A 16,715-nucleotide genomic window follows, 5' to 3' on the forward strand; every position below is an offset into this window, starting at 1 on the left:
CGATCCACCATGGCCGAGACCACTGTCCGCCGCCGCGTCCGCCACGCCCACCGCCCCACCGAGTCCGAGCGGCAGAACGCCGCCGCCGCCCTCCAGCGCGCGCTGGACCGCAGGGACAACGGCGGCTCCACCGGTCACTGAACCGGGCCGCCCGCAGCGGGCCGGGGCTCAGCCCCTGCTGATCTCGAAGTGGTCGATGCGCGCCCCCGACTCGGCGAGCGCGCTGACCTTCATCCGGGGGTGCCGCCCCGTCTCCACCTCCACCGCGAGGAACGAGAAGCCGGTGTAGCGCACCCGCGACCATTCCACGGTCTCGGCGGCCTTCGCGCCGCCCTTGGCCACGTGGTACGTGTCCACGCTCTCCAGGTCCGCGACATGCCCCTCGTAGCTGTCCGGCACCGGGAAGTCGTACAGCGCCTTGCCCGCGCCGCCCGCCGTGACGTAGACGATGCCGTCGCGCGTCGGGTCGGTGCGCTCGCCGATCGGCACGGGGCGCCGGACCGCGTTCCCCAGGATCGCGTCCGTACGCTCGTACACGTGGTTGTGGCCGTTGATCACCAGGTCCACCCGGTGCTTCTCGAAGAGCGGCACCCATGCCTCGCGCACCCCGCCGTCCGAGGCGTGCGCGTTGGTCGTGGAGAAGGCGCAGTGGTGGAAGAAGACCACCAGGAAGTCGATGTCGTGCCGGGCCCGCAGTTCGCCCAGGCGCCGGTCCAGCCAGCGGGTCTGACGGCCGCCGCTGATGCCGAAGTTGGCCGGGATCTCGTAGCTCACGTCGTTGGCGTCCAGGGCGATCACCCCCACGTTGCCGTGCACGAAGGAGTACGCGCCGGGCTGGGCGACCGGGTCCGGGCCGTTGTCCGGCAGGGTCCAGCGGGCGTTCTGCCCGCCGTAGCCGTCCGGCGAGTACCACGCCTCCATGTCGTGGTTGCCGGTCGTCACCATCCACGGCACCGTCTTGGAGACGGTCTCCGTCTGGGCGAGGAACTGGTCCCAGGTGCGGGCGTCGTAGGTGTCGGTGGGCCGCCCGGAGCCGGAGGGGTCGGCGTAGCAGATGTCCCCGGCGTGCAGGTGGAAGGCGGGGTTCTGGCCCAGGATCAGCTGGTCGTTGCCGAGGGCGTGGTAGCTGACGCCCTGGTCGCCGAAGGCGGTGAAGGTGAAGTTCCGGGCGCGGTCGGGCGCGGTGGTGAAGGTGCCGAGCGTGCCCAGGTGGCGGGTGTCGGCCGGGTCGAAGCCGTCGTGGCCGACGCCGTAGTAGTACGTGGTGCCGGGCTTCAGCCGTTCCAGGGCCGCGTGCACGTAGTACTGCTCGGCGGCCGCGATCCTGCCGTTGTCCAGCAGCGGCGTGGTGAGGTGGCGGACCTCGGCGTCGATCTTCCGGCTGAGCGCCCACGGCGCGAGGCCGATCCGGACGTACGGGCGGCGCACGGCGAAGGGGACCTGCCAGGAGACCGTCATCCGCGTCTTCGGGTCGGCGCCGTAGGCCAGGTGGCGGCCGAAGGGGGCCACCAGGGAGCCGTCGACCCGGGTGGTGGTCGCGGAGGTGAGCACCGAGGGCGCCGCGTGGGCGGGGGAGGAGGCGAGCGAGGCGGTGAGCCCGGCGGTGCCGGCCACGGCGGCGGTCGCCACGCCGGCGCGCAGCGCACCGCGCCGGGTCAGCCGGGAGCGCAGGTACGCGTGCTGCTCGGCCATGGTCATGCGGGCGGCGAGCTTCTCGGGGATGCCGAAGCGGGGGATGTCCATGGGCGACAACCTGCACCGGGCGGCTTTCCCCGTACCACCGAATAGGTGAACGGTACACGTACAGCTCCCCATGTGTCCGTATGGTGGACGTGACGTGTCATGGGGTGGGACGCGCAGTAAGGTGCGGGCATGTCTCGCAGCATCAATCTCGCAGTGATCCCCGGTGACGGTATCGGCCAGGAGGTCGTGGCCCAGGGCCTCAAGGTCCTCAACGCTGTTCTCCCGCAGGATGTGAAGCTGGAGACCAAGGAGTACGACCTTGGCGCCCGGCGCTGGCACCGTACCGGCGACACCCTCCCCGACGCGGAGCTCGACGCCCTCAAGGGCCACGACGCCATCCTGCTCGGCGCGATCGGCGACCCGTCCGTGCCCTCCGGCGTGCTGGAGCGCGGGCTGCTGCTGAAGCTGCGCTTCGCCTTCGACCACTTCATCAACCTGCGCCCGTCGAAGCTCTTCCCGAACACAGCGACCCCGCTGGCCGGCCGCCCGGACATCGACTTCGTCGTGGTCCGCGAGGGCACCGAGGGCCCGTACACCGGCAACGGCGGCTCGCTGCGCACCGGCACCGAGCACGAGGTCGCCACCGAGGTCAGCGTCAACACCGCCTACGGGGTCGAGCGCGTGGTCCGTGACGCCTTCGAGCGCGCCGCCGCCCGCCCCCGCAAGAAGCTGACGCTGGTCCACAAGAACAACGTCCTCGTCTACGCGGGCCACCTGTGGAAGAACACCTTCGACAAGGTCGCGGCCGAGTACCCCCAGGTCACCACCGACTACCTGCACGTCGACGCCGCGACGATCTTCTTCGTCACCCAGCCGGAGCGCTTCGACGTCATCGTCACCGACAACCTCTTCGGTGACATCCTCACCGACCTCGCCGCCGCCGTCACCGGCGGTATCGGCCTGGCCGCGTCCGGCAACATCAACCCGACGGGCGCCTTCCCGTCGATGTTCGAGCCGGTCCACGGCTCCGCCCCCGACATCGCGGGGCAGGGCAAGGCCGACCCGACCGCCACGATCCTCTCCGTCGCCCTCCTCCTGCGCCACCTCGGCTACGAGTCCGAGGCCGCGCGCATCGAGGACGCCGTCTCCGCCGACCTGGCGGAGCGCGACGGGGCCCGCACGACCGACGAGATCGGCGACGCCCTCGCGGTACGCGTAGCGGGCTGATCCGACGACTCCACCACGAAGCCGCCGGGTCGCACACGCACCCGGCGGCTTCTCCTGTGCGGCCCCGGGTGCCACCATCGAACCCTGGACCGCATTCACGCCATTTCGTGCGCGGCCCCGTTCGGGCGATAATCGAACGGGGCCGCGTCTCGCAGTGAAGCTCGGACGTCCTAGTACGTGAAGGCGTGCACGCGGTCCTCCACACACATCACGGTGAAGGACACGCACTCATGACCACGATCGAGCTCAAGCCCTCCTCGCACCCGCTGTCCGACGCGGAGCGCGAGGCCATCCTGGCCAAGCCGGGCTTCGGCCGCTACTTCACCGACCACATGGTGACGATCAAGTGGACCGAGGGGCGCGGCTGGCACGACGCGCAGCTTGTTCCGTACGCCCCGCTGTCGATCGACCCGGCCAACATGACGCTCCACTACGGCCAGGAGATCTTCGAGGGGCTCAAGGCATACCGCCAGCCCGACGGCACGGTCGCCACGTTCCGCCCCGAGGCCAACGGCGAGCGCTTCCGCGCCTCCGCGCGCCGGCTCGCCATGCCCGAGCTGCCCGTCGAGACCTTCGTCGCGGCCTGCGACGCGCTGGTCCGCCAGGACGCGGCCTGGGTGCCGCCGCACGGCGGCGAGGAGTCGCTGTACCTGCGCCCGTTCATGATCGCGACCGAGGTCGGCCTGGGCGTCCGGCCGGCCAACGAGTACCTCTTCCTCGTGATCGCCTCGCCGGCCGGCGCGTACTTCCCGGGCGGGGTGAAGCCCGTCTCCATCTGGCTCTCCGAGGACCGCGTCCGCGCCGTCCCGGGCGGCATGGGCGACGCCAAGACCGGCGGCAACTACGCCGCCTCCCTCCTCGCCCAGGCCGAGGCCGCCGCCAAGGGCTGCGACCAGGTCGCCTACCTCGACGCCGTCGAGCACAAGTGGGTCGAGGAACTGGGCGGGATGAACCTGTACTTCGTCTACGGGGACCGCATCGTCACCCCGACCCTCACCGGTTCGCTCCTCGCCGGCATCACCCGCGACTCGCTCCTCAAGCTCGCCGGGGACCTCGGCTGCACCTCCGAGGAGAGCCGGGTCTCCATCGAGCAGTGGCGCGACCACACCGCCGACGGCACCCTCACCGAGGTCTTCGCCTGCGGCACCGCGGCCGTGATCACCCCGGTCGGCACGGTGAAGAGCGCGGGCGGCGAGTGGACCCAGGGCGACGGCACGCCCGGCCCGGTCACCCTCAAGCTGCGCGAGCGCCTGCTGGACATCCAGCGCGGCGTCGTCGAGGACACCCACGGCTGGATGCACCCGCTCGGCTAGGGTCCGGCGGACGGGAATCGCCGGACAGGTCCCAGGACGATTCTTCCTTCGAGGCCGCGCCCCTTCTTCTCCGGGGCGCGGCCCCGCCCGTTCCCGGCCCCTCACCCGGTCGTGGAGGAGGCGCACACACGTCCGGGTGGCGCCCCTGCTGTGCGCCCTTGTCCGGCTTCGGGCCGTTCGGGCACGGTGACGGACCATGGGACGAGAGCAGTGGAAGAAAATCTGGGTCGGCTCGGCCGGGAACATGGTCGAGTGGTTCGACTGGTTCGTCTACGCCACGTTCGCGGTCTACTTCGCCGACGCCTTCTTCCCCGAGGGCAACGAGACCGCCAACCTCATGAACACCATGGGCATCTTCGCCGTCGGCTTCTTCATGCGCCCGGTCGGCGGCTGGCTGCTCGGCCGGATCGGTGACCGCAGAGGCCGCAAGGCCGCGCTCACCCTGACCGTCACCCTCATGTCCGCCTCCGCGATCCTCATCGCCTGCGCCCCGACCTACGCCACCGCCGGCTACGCGGGCGTCGCCGTCCTGATGCTCGCCCGGCTGCTCCAGGGCCTGTCCGTCGGCGGCGAGTACGCGGCCAGCGCCACCTATCTCACCGAGGCGTCCGCCCCCGAGCGGCGCGGCTTCGCCTCCAGCTTCCAGTACGTCTCCATGACCGCAGGACAGCTCGTCGGCCTCGGCCTGCAGATCCTCCTCCAGCGCAATCTGTCCGACGCGGCGCTGCACAGCTGGGGCTGGCGCATCCCCTTCGTCGTCGGCGCGCTCGGCGCCGCGGTCGTCTTCTATCTGCGCCGCTCCCTGCTGGAGACCGAGGTGTACGCGGACTCCGGGGCCGCCGCCGACGCGAGCCGGGGCACCCTGGGCCTGCTGTGGCAGCACCGCCGCGAAGCGTTCCTGGTGATGGCGCTGACCATGGGCGGGACCGTCGCCTACTACACGTACACGACGTACCTCACGAAGTTCCTCTCCAAGAGCGCGGGCATGGACAAGTCCACCGCCTCGCTCGTCAGCTTCTGCGCGCTCTTCGTCTTCATGTGCGTCCAGCCGCTGGCCGGCATGGTCTCCGACCGGATCGGCCGCCGCCCGCTGCTCATCACCTTCGCGGTCGGCTCGACCTTCCTGACCGTCCCGATCATGACGCTGCTGCGGCAGGCCGACACCTTCTGGCCCGCCTTCGGCCTCGCGCTGCTGGCGCTCCTGGTGGTCACCGGCTACACCTCCATCAACGCCTGCGTGAAGGCCGAACTCTTCCCCACCGGCATCCGGGCGCTGGGCGTCGGGCTCTCCTACGCCCTGGCCAACGCGCTGTTCGGCGGCACCGCGGAGTACGTGGCGCTCTGGTTCAAGAAGGCCGGTCACGAATCGGGCTTCTACTGGTACGTGGCGGGGTGCGCGGCCGTCTCGCTCGTCGTCTACCTGACGATGCGCGAGACCAGGGACATCGATCTGAACCGGGTCGCCGCCCTCGACGGCGGCAAACGGACGGGCGTCCCGGAACCGACCACGATCACGCCCGCATCCTGAGACGGGGCGGGGCGCGGAGGGGGTCCTGTGCGAGACTGCCTCCGTGCCCTCGTCCGTCATGATTATTGGCAGCAGGCGCGCCGGTCCGCAGTGACCGTTCCGTACCACCACGTACGGCACGGCCACCGTGCCCCAGACCCGCGCGCAGACCTCTCGCACCCGCGAGGGGTTTTTTCGTTTTCCGGCCCTCACCACGGGCCGGGCGAGGCACGCGGGATGATGGGGGCAAGTGGAATCAGATCGTCCGGATCCACTCATCCGACAGGAGTCAGACCAGCATGACCACCAAGGCCAAGCCCACCGACGACAGTTTCCACGTCTTCGACACCACGCTGCGCGACGGCGCCCAGCGTGAAGGCATCAACCTGACGGTCGCGGACAAGCTGACCATCGCCCGGCATCTGGACGAGTTCGGCGTCGGCTTCATCGAGGGCGGCTGGCCGGGAGCCAACCCCCGCGACACCGAGTTCTTCGCCCGTGCCCGCGAGGAGATCGACTTCCGCAACGCGGAGCTGGTCGCCTTCGGCGCGACCCGCCGGGCCGGCGGCACCGCCGCCGACGACCCGCAGGTCAAGGCGCTGCTGGACTCGGGCGCCCCGGTGATCACGCTGGTCGCCAAGTCGCACGACCGCCATGTGGAACTGGCCCTGCGCACCACGCTGGAGGAGAACCTGGAGATGGTCCGCGACACCGTCTCCCACCTGCGCGAGCAGGGCCGCCGGGTCTTCGTCGACTGCGAGCACTTCTTCGACGGCTACCGCGCCAACCCCGAGTACGCCAAGGCCGTCGTCAAGGCCGCCTCCGAGGCCGGCGCCGATGTCGTCATCCTCTGCGACACCAACGGCGGCATGCTCCCGGCCCAGGTCCAGGCCGTCGTCTCCACCGTCCTCGCCGACACCGGCGCCCGGCTCGGCATCCACGCCCAGGACGACACCGGCTGCGCCGTCGCCAACACGCTGGCCGCCGTGGACGCCGGCGCCACCCACGTCCAGTGCACCGCCAACGGATACGGCGAGCGGGTCGGCAACGCCAACCTCTTCCCCGTCGTCGCGGCGCTGGAGCTGAAGTACGGCAAGAAGGTGCTGCCCGAGGGCGCGCTCGCCGACATGACCCGGGTCTCGCACGCCATCGCCGAGGTCGTCAACCTGACGCCCTCCACCCACCAGCCCTACGTCGGCGTCTCCGCGTTCGCGCACAAGGCCGGGCTGCACGCCTCCGCGATCAAGGTCGACCCGGACCTCTACCAGCACATCGACCCCGCGCTCGTCGGCAACACCATGCGCATGCTGGTCTCCGACATGGCCGGCCGCGCCTCCATCGAGCTCAAGAGCCAGGAGCTGGGGGTCGACCTCGGCGGCGACCGCGCGCTCATCGGCCGCGTCGTCGAGCGGGTCAAGGAGCGCGAACTCCAGGGCTACACCTACGAGGCCGCCGACGCCTCCTTCGAACTGCTGCTGCGCGCCGAGGCCGAGGGCCGGGCGCGCCGCTACTTCCGCACCGAGTCCTGGCGCGCCATCGTCGAGGACCGCCCCGACGGCACGCACGCCAACGAGGCCACCGTGAAGCTCTGGGCCCAGGGCGAGCGCATCGTCGCCACCGCCGAGGGCAACGGCCCGGTCAACGCGCTGGACCGGGCGCTGCGCGTCGCCCTGGAGCGGATCTACCCGCAGCTCGCCAAGATGGAGCTGATGGACTACAAGGTCCGCATCCTGGAGGGCCGCACCGGCACCGAGTCCACCACCCGGGTCCTGATCACCACGGGCGACGGGTCCGGCGACTGGGCGACCGTGGGGGTCGCCGAGAACGTCATCGCCGCCTCCTGGCAGGCCCTGGAGGACGCGTACACCTACGGCCTGCTGCGCGCCGGCGTCGAGCCCGCCGAGTAGGACACGGGGTGCCCCGGCCTCGGCCGGGGCACCCCGTGTTCAGGGAAGCGCGGGCGCCGCTACTGGAGGCGCCACTTCTGGTTGGCCGCGCCGGTGCACGTCCAGATCTGGGTGCGGGCCCCGTTGGCCGTCGACCGGTCCACCACGTCCAGGCACTTGTCCGCCGCGGTGTTGACCAGATCGCCCGACGCGGCGTCGTAGCGCCAGCGCTGGGCCGAGGTGCCGTTGCAGGTGTACAGCTGGACCTTCGCCCCGTTCTCCGTGGAGCCCGAGGTCACGTCCAGGCAGGCGCCGAGCGTGCGGACGCTGCCGTCGCTCCCGAGCGTCCAGCGCTGGTTGGCCGCGCCGGTGCAGTCCCAGATCTGCGCCGGGGTGCCGTCCGCCCCCGAATTGCCGGTCGCGTCCAGGCACTTGCCGGAGCCGGTGAGCGCGCCCGCGGTCCCGCCGGCGCCCGAGCCGGACTGCGTCCCCGACCAGGTGAACGTCGCGGAGGTGCGGGCGGGCAGGGTGTAGGTGAAGGTGCTGCCTCCCCAGTTGACCGTGAGCTGCTGGGCGGAGCCGCCGCCGTTGTAGGCGATCAGCGCCTTGGAGCCGTCCGGGTTGCGCCAGGCGACGTTCGGCACGGTGGAGCTGGCCGTGGAGGCGATCCGGGCGGCGCCCGGCCGGACGAACTTGGTCAGGTGCCCCATCGTGTAGTACTCGACGGTGTAGTCGACCTGGCCGCTCCGTGAGTCCCCGTGGTGCACGGTGATCAGCCCGTCGCAGGTGCCGCAGCCGCCGTTGTGCGGACCGCGGTTCTGATCCACCGCCAGGGACCACTTGGTCACCGACTTCGCCCAGTTGCGGGTGTAATCGATGATGTTCATCATGTCCTCGCGCTGCTGGTCGGCGATCCAGGTGCCGCCGGAGTGCTCGGTCTGGAAGGCGTCCACCGCCGGGTACCGGTCGTGCACCGCCGTCTGCTTGGCGACGTCGCCGCCGTAGCCGTGCCAGGCCACCCCGCCGAAGTTGGGGTGGCTGCGCACGGCGGCGTCGTCCACGGTCGCGGCGGCGTACGCGTCGTAGGTGTCCCAGTTCCAGTCGTGCGCCAGCACCTTGGTGGCCAGGCCCGCGCCGGCCAGCTTGGGCAGCAGCTCGTTCTTGGTGAAGTAGGCCAGCCCGGAGCCGTTCCAGCTCATCGAGGGGTAGCCGCCGCAGCAGGTCGGCTCGTTCTGCGCGGTGACGTAGTCGACCGGGACGCCCTGGTCGCGGTAGGCGCGGAGGTACTTCACGAAGTAGTCGGCGTAGGTGCCGTAGTGCTCCGCCTTCAGCCAGCCGCCGTTGAGCTGCCCGCTGTCCTTCATCCAGGCCGGCGCGGTCCACGGCGAGGCCACCGTCGTCAGCGCCGGGTTGAGCTGCTTGGCCTGTTTCGTCAGCGGCAGCACGTCTTCGAGATCATGTGCGATCGAGAACGTCGCGAGGGACGGGTCGGTCTGACCGGCAGGCAGGTCGTCGTAGGTGTAGCCGTACCGCGCGAGGTCCGAACCGCCCATCGGATTGCGGACGAAGGACAGCCCGATGCCCTCCGTGGGGGAGAAGAGCTTCTTCATCGTGGCGTCACGGGTCGCCTGGCTGAGCGCGCCGCTGCTCTTCATCAGGTAGGCGGCGGTGTCGGTGAAGGAGGCGCCGCCGCCGGTGAAGGTCTGGTACCGGGTGTTCTCGTCCACCGTGACGGTGGTGCCGGCGCCGCCGCCGCCCGCGGCGAAGGCGATGGGGGTCTGGTCCTGGAGGCCGCGCGTGACATGGCGGCCCCCCGCGTCGTCCGTGGTCGTCAGGGCGATGTGCACCGTCTCGCCCGCGGCCTGGGCGGTGCCGGACGAGAGGCCGGTGAGACCGGCGGTCGCGAGCGCGGCGGCGAGCAGTGCCCGTGCCGCCCTTCCTGATCGGGTCATGGCTGGATGCCTTCCTCGGCGGGAGCGTGGGGGAGGTGCCGTCGGACGAGGCGAGAGTGAACGGCACCAGTGTGTTCACGTCAAGAGGCCTGTGCGTTCATGAGTTGAACGCAACTGCCCTTGTCTGCGGGCCGGGGAATGGGTCCGGACCAATCTCGACGTGATGTATTGACGGCCGTGTTCCAGCGGGGTTAACTCTCGCCACCGACGCCGGTACCGGTTCCGGAACCGGTTGCGGTACCGGTTCCACCGCAGGCCGTTCGCTCTGTCCCGTTCTGTCCTGGAGGCCCCCCCGATGCGTGTCACCATCGCCGATGTCGCCCGCGAGGCCGGCGTCAGCAAGACGACCGTGTCCCGGGTCATCAACACCAAGGGGGAAGTGGACGGTTCGACGGCCGCCCGTGTTCGTGAAGTGATCGCACAGCTCGGCTACGTTCCCAGCTCGGGCGCCGTCGGACTGGCCCGGGGCAGCAGCCGTACGGTCGGCATGCTGGTGCCCTCACTGACCTGGCCGTGGATGGGCGAGGTGCTCCAGGGCGTCGTCGACACCGTCGAGGCGGCCGACTACGGGCTCCTGCTGTTCACCTGCAACCGCGGCGCCGAGTCCGTCCAGCGCTTCACCAGCCAGGTGTCGGCGCGCGCCTTCGACGGACTCGTGGTCGTCGAACCGGAGAACACGCTCGACCACCTCACCGCACTCCACCGCAGCGGCCTGCCGATCGTGCTGATCGACGATCGCGGCCACCACCCCGAATTCCCCTCCGTCGTGACCACCAACCACGACGGGGGCGCGTCGGCAGCCCGCCATCTGCGGGCCACCGGCCGCACCAGGCCCCTGGTCGTCACGGGCCCCGAAGGCTTCGGCTGCGTACGCGACCGGCTGGCCGGATTCCTCTCCGTGCTGCCCACCGACCTGGTCGTCCGCGGCGACTTCACCGAGGCATGCGGCCGGCTGGCCGTGGAGCGGCTCCTCGCCTCCGGCACGGAGTTCGACTCGGTCTTCGCCCACAACGACATCTCGGCGGCCGGCGTCCTGCGGGCGCTGCGCGCCGCCGGACGGCGCGTGCCCGACGACGTCGCGGTGGTCGGCTTCGACGACATCCCGATGGCCGAGCACACCGAACCGCCCCTGACCACCGTGCGCCAGCCCACCCGGCAGATGGGTGAGACGGCCGCACGGATGCTGCTCTCCCACCTCGGCGGCACACCGGCACCCGACGCGCCGGTCGTCCTGCCCACCGAACTGGTCGTGCGCCACTCGTCGGCCACCCCCTAGCGGACAGGGCTCCGGCCCCCACCGCACCCCGTACCACCGCACAGGCCGTCGTCCGGCGCGCCCCGCGCTGCCCGTTTCCGGATCTCCCAGACCCGCCAGTCCCTCCTGGAGTCGCCATGTCCGCACGCCGTCACCACACGCTCAGAGCCGTCGCGGTCGCCACCGCGGTGGTCGCGCTCGCCGCCGGATGCTCGTCCGCCAACTCCAACCGGAACAACAAGTCCGGCGGCGGCGCCACCGGCGTCCTGAACCTCGGCAAGCCGGACGGACCGCAGACCAACAACAGCAACCCGTTCCTGAACACCTCGGCCGGCGCCACCCTCGGCTACCGCTGGATGATCTACGAGCCGCTCGCGATGGTGAGCCAGATCCGGCCCTCCGACAAGGCCGACCCGTGGCTCGCCACGGACTGGAAGTGGGACCTCAACTACACCAAGGTCACCTTCACCCTGGACGAGCGCGCCAAGTGGGCCGACGGCAAGCCGCTCACCGCCGAGGACGTGGCCTTCACCTTCGACCTGCTCAAGAAGCACCCGGCGCTCAACGCCGACGGCATCAAGTGGGGCGGGGTCGAGGTCCAGGGCAAGAAGGTCGTCCTGACCTTCGACGACTCGCAGTACGTCAACCAGAACAAGATCATCCAGCAGTACATCGTGCCCAAGCACATCTGGGAGAAGGTCGACAACCCGGAGACCTGGCCCAACCGGACGCCCGTCGGCTCGGGCCCGTACAAGCTGAAGTCCTTCACCCCGCAGACCACCACCCTGGTCGCCACGCCGACCTACTGGAAGGGGTCGACGAAGGTCAAGGAGCTGCGCTACAGCACGTACAACGACAACAACGCCGCCACCACGGCGCTGGCCAGCGGCAAGCTGGAGTGGTCGTTCGTCTTCATGCCGGACTTCAAGAAGCTCTTCATCGACAAGGACCCGAAGAACCACAAGCTGTGGTTCCCCTCCGGGCTCGGCATCCACGGCCTCTGGTTCAACACCACCCGCAAGCCCTTCGACAACCCGGCGCTGCGCAAGGCCATGGCGATGGTCATCGACCGCAACGCCATCTACACCCAGGCCGAGGCCACGCTCTACCCGGAGATCACCAACCCCACCGGCATCCCGCTGCCGGCCGGGGAGTCCTTCATCGCCCCCGAGTACAAGAGCGCCACCACCAAGCCCGACGTCGAGGGCGCCAAGAAGGTCCTGGAGAAGGCCGGCTTCACCCTCGCCGGCGGCGTCCTCAAGGACCCGGGCGGCAAGGCCGTGAAGCTGACGCTCACCGACCCGGCCGGCTGGAACGACTACATCACGGGCCTGTCGATCATCAAGGACAACATCAAGCAGATCGGCATCGACGCCAAGGTCAAGACGCAGACCGCCGACGCCTGGGGCGCGAACGTCGCCAACGGCAACTTCGACGCCACCCTGCACTGGACCAACAGCGGCGCCACCCCGTACGACATGTACCAGAACATCATGGACGGGGCGCTGCTCCAGCCCATCGGCAAGCCCTCCCAGCAGGGCAACTTCGGCCGCTTCAAGAGCCCCGAGGCGACCGAGGCGCTGAAGGACTTCGCCCAGGCGACCACGGACACCGCCCGCACCGCGGCGATGACCACCCTCCAGAAGATCATGGTCGAGCAGGCGCCGATGATTCCGACCGCCGCGGCCCCGATCGGGGCGGAGTACTCCACGAAGAACTGGGTGGGCTGGCCGACCGAGGCCGACCCGTACGCCGACCCGCAGCACACCCAGCGTTCCTCGCTGGAGATCGTGCTGAGGCTCAAGCCCGCCAAGTAGGACGCAGGGATTCGGACGTCAGGGACTCAGGGTATCGGCCATGTCTGCACAGTCAGAGAACAACCACATCGTGCTCGAAGCACGCGGAGTCACCAAGCACTTCGCCGTGCGGCGCACCGCCCGCGACCTCCTCGCGCGCACCCGCCGCACCGTCCACGCCGTCGACGACGCCTCGCTGGAACTGCGGCGCGGCACCGTCACGGCCCTGGTGGGGGAGTCGGGCTCCGGGAAGTCCACCGTCGCCAGACTGCTCGCCCAGCTGTATCCGCTCACCTCGGGCGAGATCCACCTGGGCGGGGAGCCGGTGAAGGCCGGACGTGGCCGGTCCTTCCGCAGGTACGTCCGCCGGGTCCAGCTGATCTTCCAGGACCCGTTCGCCTCGCTGAACCCCGTGCACACCGTGCGCTACCACCTGACCCGGTCGCTGAGGATCCACGGCCGGGCCGGCAGCGGCGAGGAGGAGCTGGAGAAGAACCTGACCGCTCTGCTGAACCGCGTCCAGCTGACTCCTCCTCATCAGTACCTGGACAAGTTCCCGCACGAGCTGTCCGGCGGCCAGCGCCAGCGCGTGGCGATCGCCCGCGCGCTCGGCGCCGACCCCCAGGTCCTCCTCGCCGACGAGCCCGTCTCGATGCTCGACGTCTCCATCCGGCTCGGCATCCTCAATCTCCTCAAGGACCTCAAGGACCGCTTCCACCTCGCGATCCTCTACATCACCCACGACATCGCGTCCGCCCGCTACTTCGCCGACACCACCCTCGTGATGTACGCGGGCCGGATCGTCGAGGGCGGCGACAGCGAGACCGTCACCCAGCGCCCCGCCCACCCGTACACCCAGCTCCTCATCGCCTCCGCCCCCCACCCGGACCGGGCGGGCGACGACGAGGACGCGCAGGAGAACGGCACGGGCGAGCCGCCCTCGCTCATCGACCCCCCGGCCGGCTGCCGCTTCCACCCCCGCTGCCCCAAGGCGATGGAGCGCTGCCGCACCGACCTGCCGCCGCGCTTCGACCTGGCCGACGGCCAGTGGGCCGCCTGCTGGCTGTACGAGAACACCGGCACCGCCCGCACCGACGACCACGAGAAGGAGGCTGCGAAGTGAAGTTCCTGCTCCAACGGCTCGCCTTCTACCTGGTCACCGCCTGGGCCGCCATCACCATCAACTTCCTCATCCCGCGGCTGATGCCCGGCGACCCCGTCCAGGCACTGATCGCCCGCTTCCAGGGTCAGCTGGACACCAGCGCCATCGACTCGCTGAAGGCCCTCTTCGGCCTCGACAAGAACCAGTCGCTCTGGGAGCAGTACACCGACTACTGGTCCCATCTGCTCCACGGCGACCTCGGGCTCTCCTTCACGTTCTTCCCGACCCCGGTCAGCGAGATCATCGCGCAGTCGCTGCCCTGGACCCTCGCCCTCGTCGGCATCACCACGCTGATCAGCTTCGTCCTCGGCACCGGCCTCGGGGTCTTCGCGGGCTGGCGGCGCGGCTCCTGGATGGACAACCTGCTGCCCGTCACCACCTTCATCTCGTCGATCCCGTACTTCTGGCTCGGGCTCATCGCGATCTGGCTGTTCGCCACGGAGTGGTCGCTCTTCCCCTTCGAGGGCGGCTACGACAACTGGCTGGTGCCGGCCTTCGACTGGCCGTTCATCTCCAGCGCGCTCTACCACGGGGTGCTGCCCGGCTGCACGATCGTCCTCAGCGCGGTCGCCGGCTGGATCCTCGGCATGCGGAACATGATGGTGACGGTGTCCAGCGAGGACTACGTCATGGTCGCCCAGGCCAAGGGGCTCTCCGAGCGCCGGGTGATGTTCGGCTACGCGGCACGCAACGCGATCCTGCCCAACATCTCCGGCTTCGCCCTCTCCCTCGGCTTCATCGTCGGCGGCACGCTCCTGGTGGAGATGGTCTTCAACTACCCGGGCATCGGCTACCAGCTCTTCCAGGGCGTGGGAGCCAAGGACTACCCCCTCATGCAGGGCATCTTCCTCATCATCACGCTCGCCGTCCTCGCGGCGAACCTCCTCGCCGACATCCTCTACATGCTCCTCGACCCCCGTACCCGAAGGGAGGCGTAGGGCCGTGGCCGTCACCGCAACCGAGACCGCCGTACTCGACGCCGCCGAGACCCCGGCAGCGAGCAGGCGCCGCTTCCGATTCCTGCGCGGCCGGAAGACCGTCGTCGGACTGGGCATCCTGCTCTTCTTCGTGCTGATCGCGATCGTCGGCCCGTGGATCGCCCCGTACGACCCCGACACCATGAGCCAGGACCTGCTGCAACCGCCGTCCGGTGCGCACTGGTTCGGCACCACGCAGACCGGTCAGGACGTGCTCTCGCAGATCCTCGTCGGCACCCGGGGCGTCCTCGTCGTCGGCTTCGTCGCGGGCATCCTCGCGACCGCCCTGTCCGTGCTGATCGGCGTCACCGCCGGGTTCCTCGGCGGACTGGCCGACGAGGTGCTGTCGCTGCTGTCCAACGTCTTCCTGGTGATCCCCGGACTGCCGCTGATCATCATCATCGCCAGCTTCGTCACGGACGCCGGCGACCTGCTCATCGCCGTCGTCATCGCCCTCACCTCCTGGGCCTGGGGCGCCCGCGTGCTGCGCGCCCAGACGCTCTCGCTGCGCCGCCGCGACTACGTGGAGGCGGCCCGCGCCACCGGCGAGCCGACCTGGCGGATCATCGTCTTCGAGGTGATGCCCAACCTCACCGCCGTCATCGCCTCGGGCTTCGTCGGCACGGTCATCTTCGCGATCCTCTCCGAGATCACCCTCGCCTTCATCGGCGTCGCAGACATCTCCAACTGGAACTGGGGGACCGTCCTGTTCTGGGCGCAGTCCAGCCAGGCACTGGCCCAGGGCGCGTGGTGGTGGTTCGTCCCGGCCGGGCTCTGCATCGCCCTGCTCGGCATGTCCCTCGCGCTGATCAACTTCGGCATCGACGAGTTCGTCAACCCGCGGCTGCGCACCGAGACCGGCGGCTCCCGCAAGGTCAGGATGCGCGTCGGCTTCACCCCGGTGGCCCGTACCGGCACCCCGCCCCGCAAGGAGACCCGCTCATGAGCGAGCCCGTCCTCACCATCAGCGGCCTGAACGTGGACTACGGCACCGGCGACGACGCCGTGCACGCCCTGCGCGACATCGACCTGACCCTGCACCGGGGCGAAGTCCTCGGCCTCGCGGGCGAATCCGGCTCCGGGAAGTCCACCCTCGCCTACGCCGTGACCCGGCTGCTCTCCCCGCCCGGCGTGATCACCGGCGGCGAGGTCCACTACCACCCGCGCGACGGCGAGGCGCTGGACCTGCTCAGCATGTCCGCCGCCGAACTGCGCGCCTTCCGCTGGCAGGAGCTGTCCATCGTCTTCCAGGGCGCGATGAACTCCCTGAACCCGGTCTACACCGTCCACAACCAGCTCACCGACGTCCTCCAGGCCCACCGCCCCGAGATGAGGAAGGCCGAGCGCACCGCACGCGCCCGGGAACTCCTCAACCTCGTCGGCATCTCCGCCGACCGGCTCGGCGCCTACCCGCACCAGCTCTCCGGCGGCATGCGCCAGCGCGTGATGATCGCGATGGCGCTCGCCCTGGAACCCGAGATCGTCATCATGGACGAGCCCACCACCGCGCTCGACGTCGTCATGCAGCGCCAGATCCTGCGCCAGCTCGTCCGGCTCCGCGAGGAACTCGGCTTCTCGGTCGTGTTCATCACCCACGACATCTCCCTCCTCATCGAGTTCTCCGACCGGATCGCGATCATGTACGGCGGCCGGATCGTCGAGGAGGCCGGCGCCTCCGACATCTACCGGGAACCGCACCACCCCTACAGCGCCGGACTGCTCCACTCCTTCCCCGCGCTCCACGGCCCCCGCCGCGAACTCAGCGGCATCCCCGGCTCGCCCCCGCACCTCTCCGCGATGCCGGCCGGCTGCGCCTTCCACCCCCGCTGCGCCAAGCGGACCGAGGGCTGCGACACCCATGTCCCGGTGCTCGCCGCACCGGACGGCTCGGACGACTCCCGCACGGTGGCCTGCTGGCTCCACCACGAGGCCCCGGCCCCCGCCTAGACAGCCCCGA

13 protein-coding genes are annotated in these 16,715 nt (G+C 70.2%); 11 read left to right on the top strand and 2 right to left on the bottom strand.

The genetic code is table 11. From position 1 onward, the window contains the following. The first annotated feature begins 9 nt into the window (after positions 1-9). Positions 10-141 (top strand): hypothetical protein, encoded by a 132-nt coding sequence (locus tag ACWCXC_RS17960; protein WP_327708703.1) that lies wholly within the window; start codon positions 10-12, stop codon positions 139-141. A 27-nt stretch (positions 142-168) separates the two neighbouring features. On the opposite strand, the gene ACWCXC_RS17965 is transcribed toward ACWCXC_RS17960, so the two are convergent. Continuing rightward, positions 169-1,743 carry a purple acid phosphatase family protein gene (locus tag ACWCXC_RS17965; protein WP_450889740.1) on the bottom strand — a complete coding sequence of 525 codons (1,575 nt, stop codon included), beginning with the start codon at positions 1,741-1,743 and terminating at the stop codon, positions 169-171. Positions 1,744-1,872: 129 nt separating this feature from the next. Here ACWCXC_RS17965 and ACWCXC_RS17970 point away from each other — a divergent pair, with 129 nt between their 5' ends. From ACWCXC_RS17970 to cimA, 4 genes are all read left to right on the top strand, one after another. Continuing rightward, positions 1,873-2,910: a 3-isopropylmalate dehydrogenase gene (locus ACWCXC_RS17970; RefSeq protein WP_450680327.1), complete on the top strand. Its 1,038-nt coding sequence runs from the start codon at positions 1,873-1,875 to the stop codon at positions 2,908-2,910. A gap of 230 nt (positions 2,911-3,140) precedes the next feature. Then, the gene (locus tag ACWCXC_RS17975) at positions 3,141-4,223 is read left to right on the top strand and encodes a branched-chain amino acid aminotransferase (protein WP_450889743.1); all 1,083 of its coding nucleotides are present in this window, start codon (positions 3,141-3,143) and stop codon (positions 4,221-4,223) included. Between the two features lie 196 nt (positions 4,224-4,419). After that, positions 4,420-5,751 carry an MFS transporter gene (locus ACWCXC_RS17980; RefSeq protein ID WP_450680329.1) on the top strand — a complete coding sequence of 444 codons (1,332 nt, stop codon included), beginning with the start codon at positions 4,420-4,422 and terminating at the stop codon, positions 5,749-5,751. A 278-nt stretch (positions 5,752-6,029) separates the two neighbouring features. Further along, positions 6,030-7,637, top strand: coding sequence for a citramalate synthase (cimA, locus tag ACWCXC_RS17985; protein WP_450889745.1), 1,608 nt, complete (start codon positions 6,030-6,032; stop codon positions 7,635-7,637). Positions 7,638-7,696: 59 nt separating this feature from the next. On the opposite strand, the gene ACWCXC_RS17990 is transcribed toward cimA, so the two are convergent. Continuing rightward, a complete protein-coding gene (locus ACWCXC_RS17990; protein ID WP_450889747.1) occupies positions 7,697-9,568 on the bottom strand; it encodes a ricin-type beta-trefoil lectin domain protein in 1,872 nt (623 codons plus the stop codon). Positions 9,569-9,863: 295 nt separating this feature from the next. Between ACWCXC_RS17990 and ACWCXC_RS17995 the strand changes: the two genes are divergently transcribed. The 6 genes from ACWCXC_RS17995 (at position 9,864) to ACWCXC_RS18020 (ending at position 16,705) form a co-directional block, all read left to right on the top strand. Further along, on the top strand, positions 9,864-10,844 hold the full coding sequence (locus tag ACWCXC_RS17995; protein WP_450680332.1) for a LacI family DNA-binding transcriptional regulator: 981 nt from the start codon (positions 9,864-9,866) through the stop codon (positions 10,842-10,844). A gap of 116 nt (positions 10,845-10,960) precedes the next feature. Next, on the top strand, positions 10,961-12,640 hold the full coding sequence (locus tag ACWCXC_RS18000) for an ABC transporter substrate-binding protein (RefSeq protein WP_450680333.1): 1,680 nt from the start codon (positions 10,961-10,963) through the stop codon (positions 12,638-12,640). A 40-nt stretch (positions 12,641-12,680) separates the two neighbouring features. Further along, positions 12,681-13,742, top strand: coding sequence for an ABC transporter ATP-binding protein (locus tag ACWCXC_RS18005; RefSeq protein WP_450889750.1), 1,062 nt, complete (start codon positions 12,681-12,683; stop codon positions 13,740-13,742). After that, the gene (locus ACWCXC_RS18010; protein WP_450680335.1) at positions 13,739-14,719 is read left to right on the top strand and encodes an ABC transporter permease; all 981 of its coding nucleotides are present in this window, start codon (positions 13,739-13,741) and stop codon (positions 14,717-14,719) included. Before ACWCXC_RS18005 ends, ACWCXC_RS18010 begins: the two co-directional genes overlap by 4 nt. Positions 14,720-14,723: 4 nt before the next feature. Next, positions 14,724-15,704 carry an ABC transporter permease gene (locus ACWCXC_RS18015; protein ID WP_450680336.1) on the top strand — a complete coding sequence of 327 codons (981 nt, stop codon included), beginning with the start codon at positions 14,724-14,726 and terminating at the stop codon, positions 15,702-15,704. Then, a complete protein-coding gene (locus tag ACWCXC_RS18020) occupies positions 15,701-16,705 on the top strand; it encodes an ABC transporter ATP-binding protein (protein WP_450680337.1) in 1,005 nt (334 codons plus the stop codon). Before ACWCXC_RS18015 ends, ACWCXC_RS18020 begins: the two co-directional genes overlap by 4 nt. Positions 16,706-16,715: the final 10 nt, after the last annotated feature.

The sequence above is a fragment of the Streptomyces sp. NPDC001515 genome (assembly GCF_053597115.1).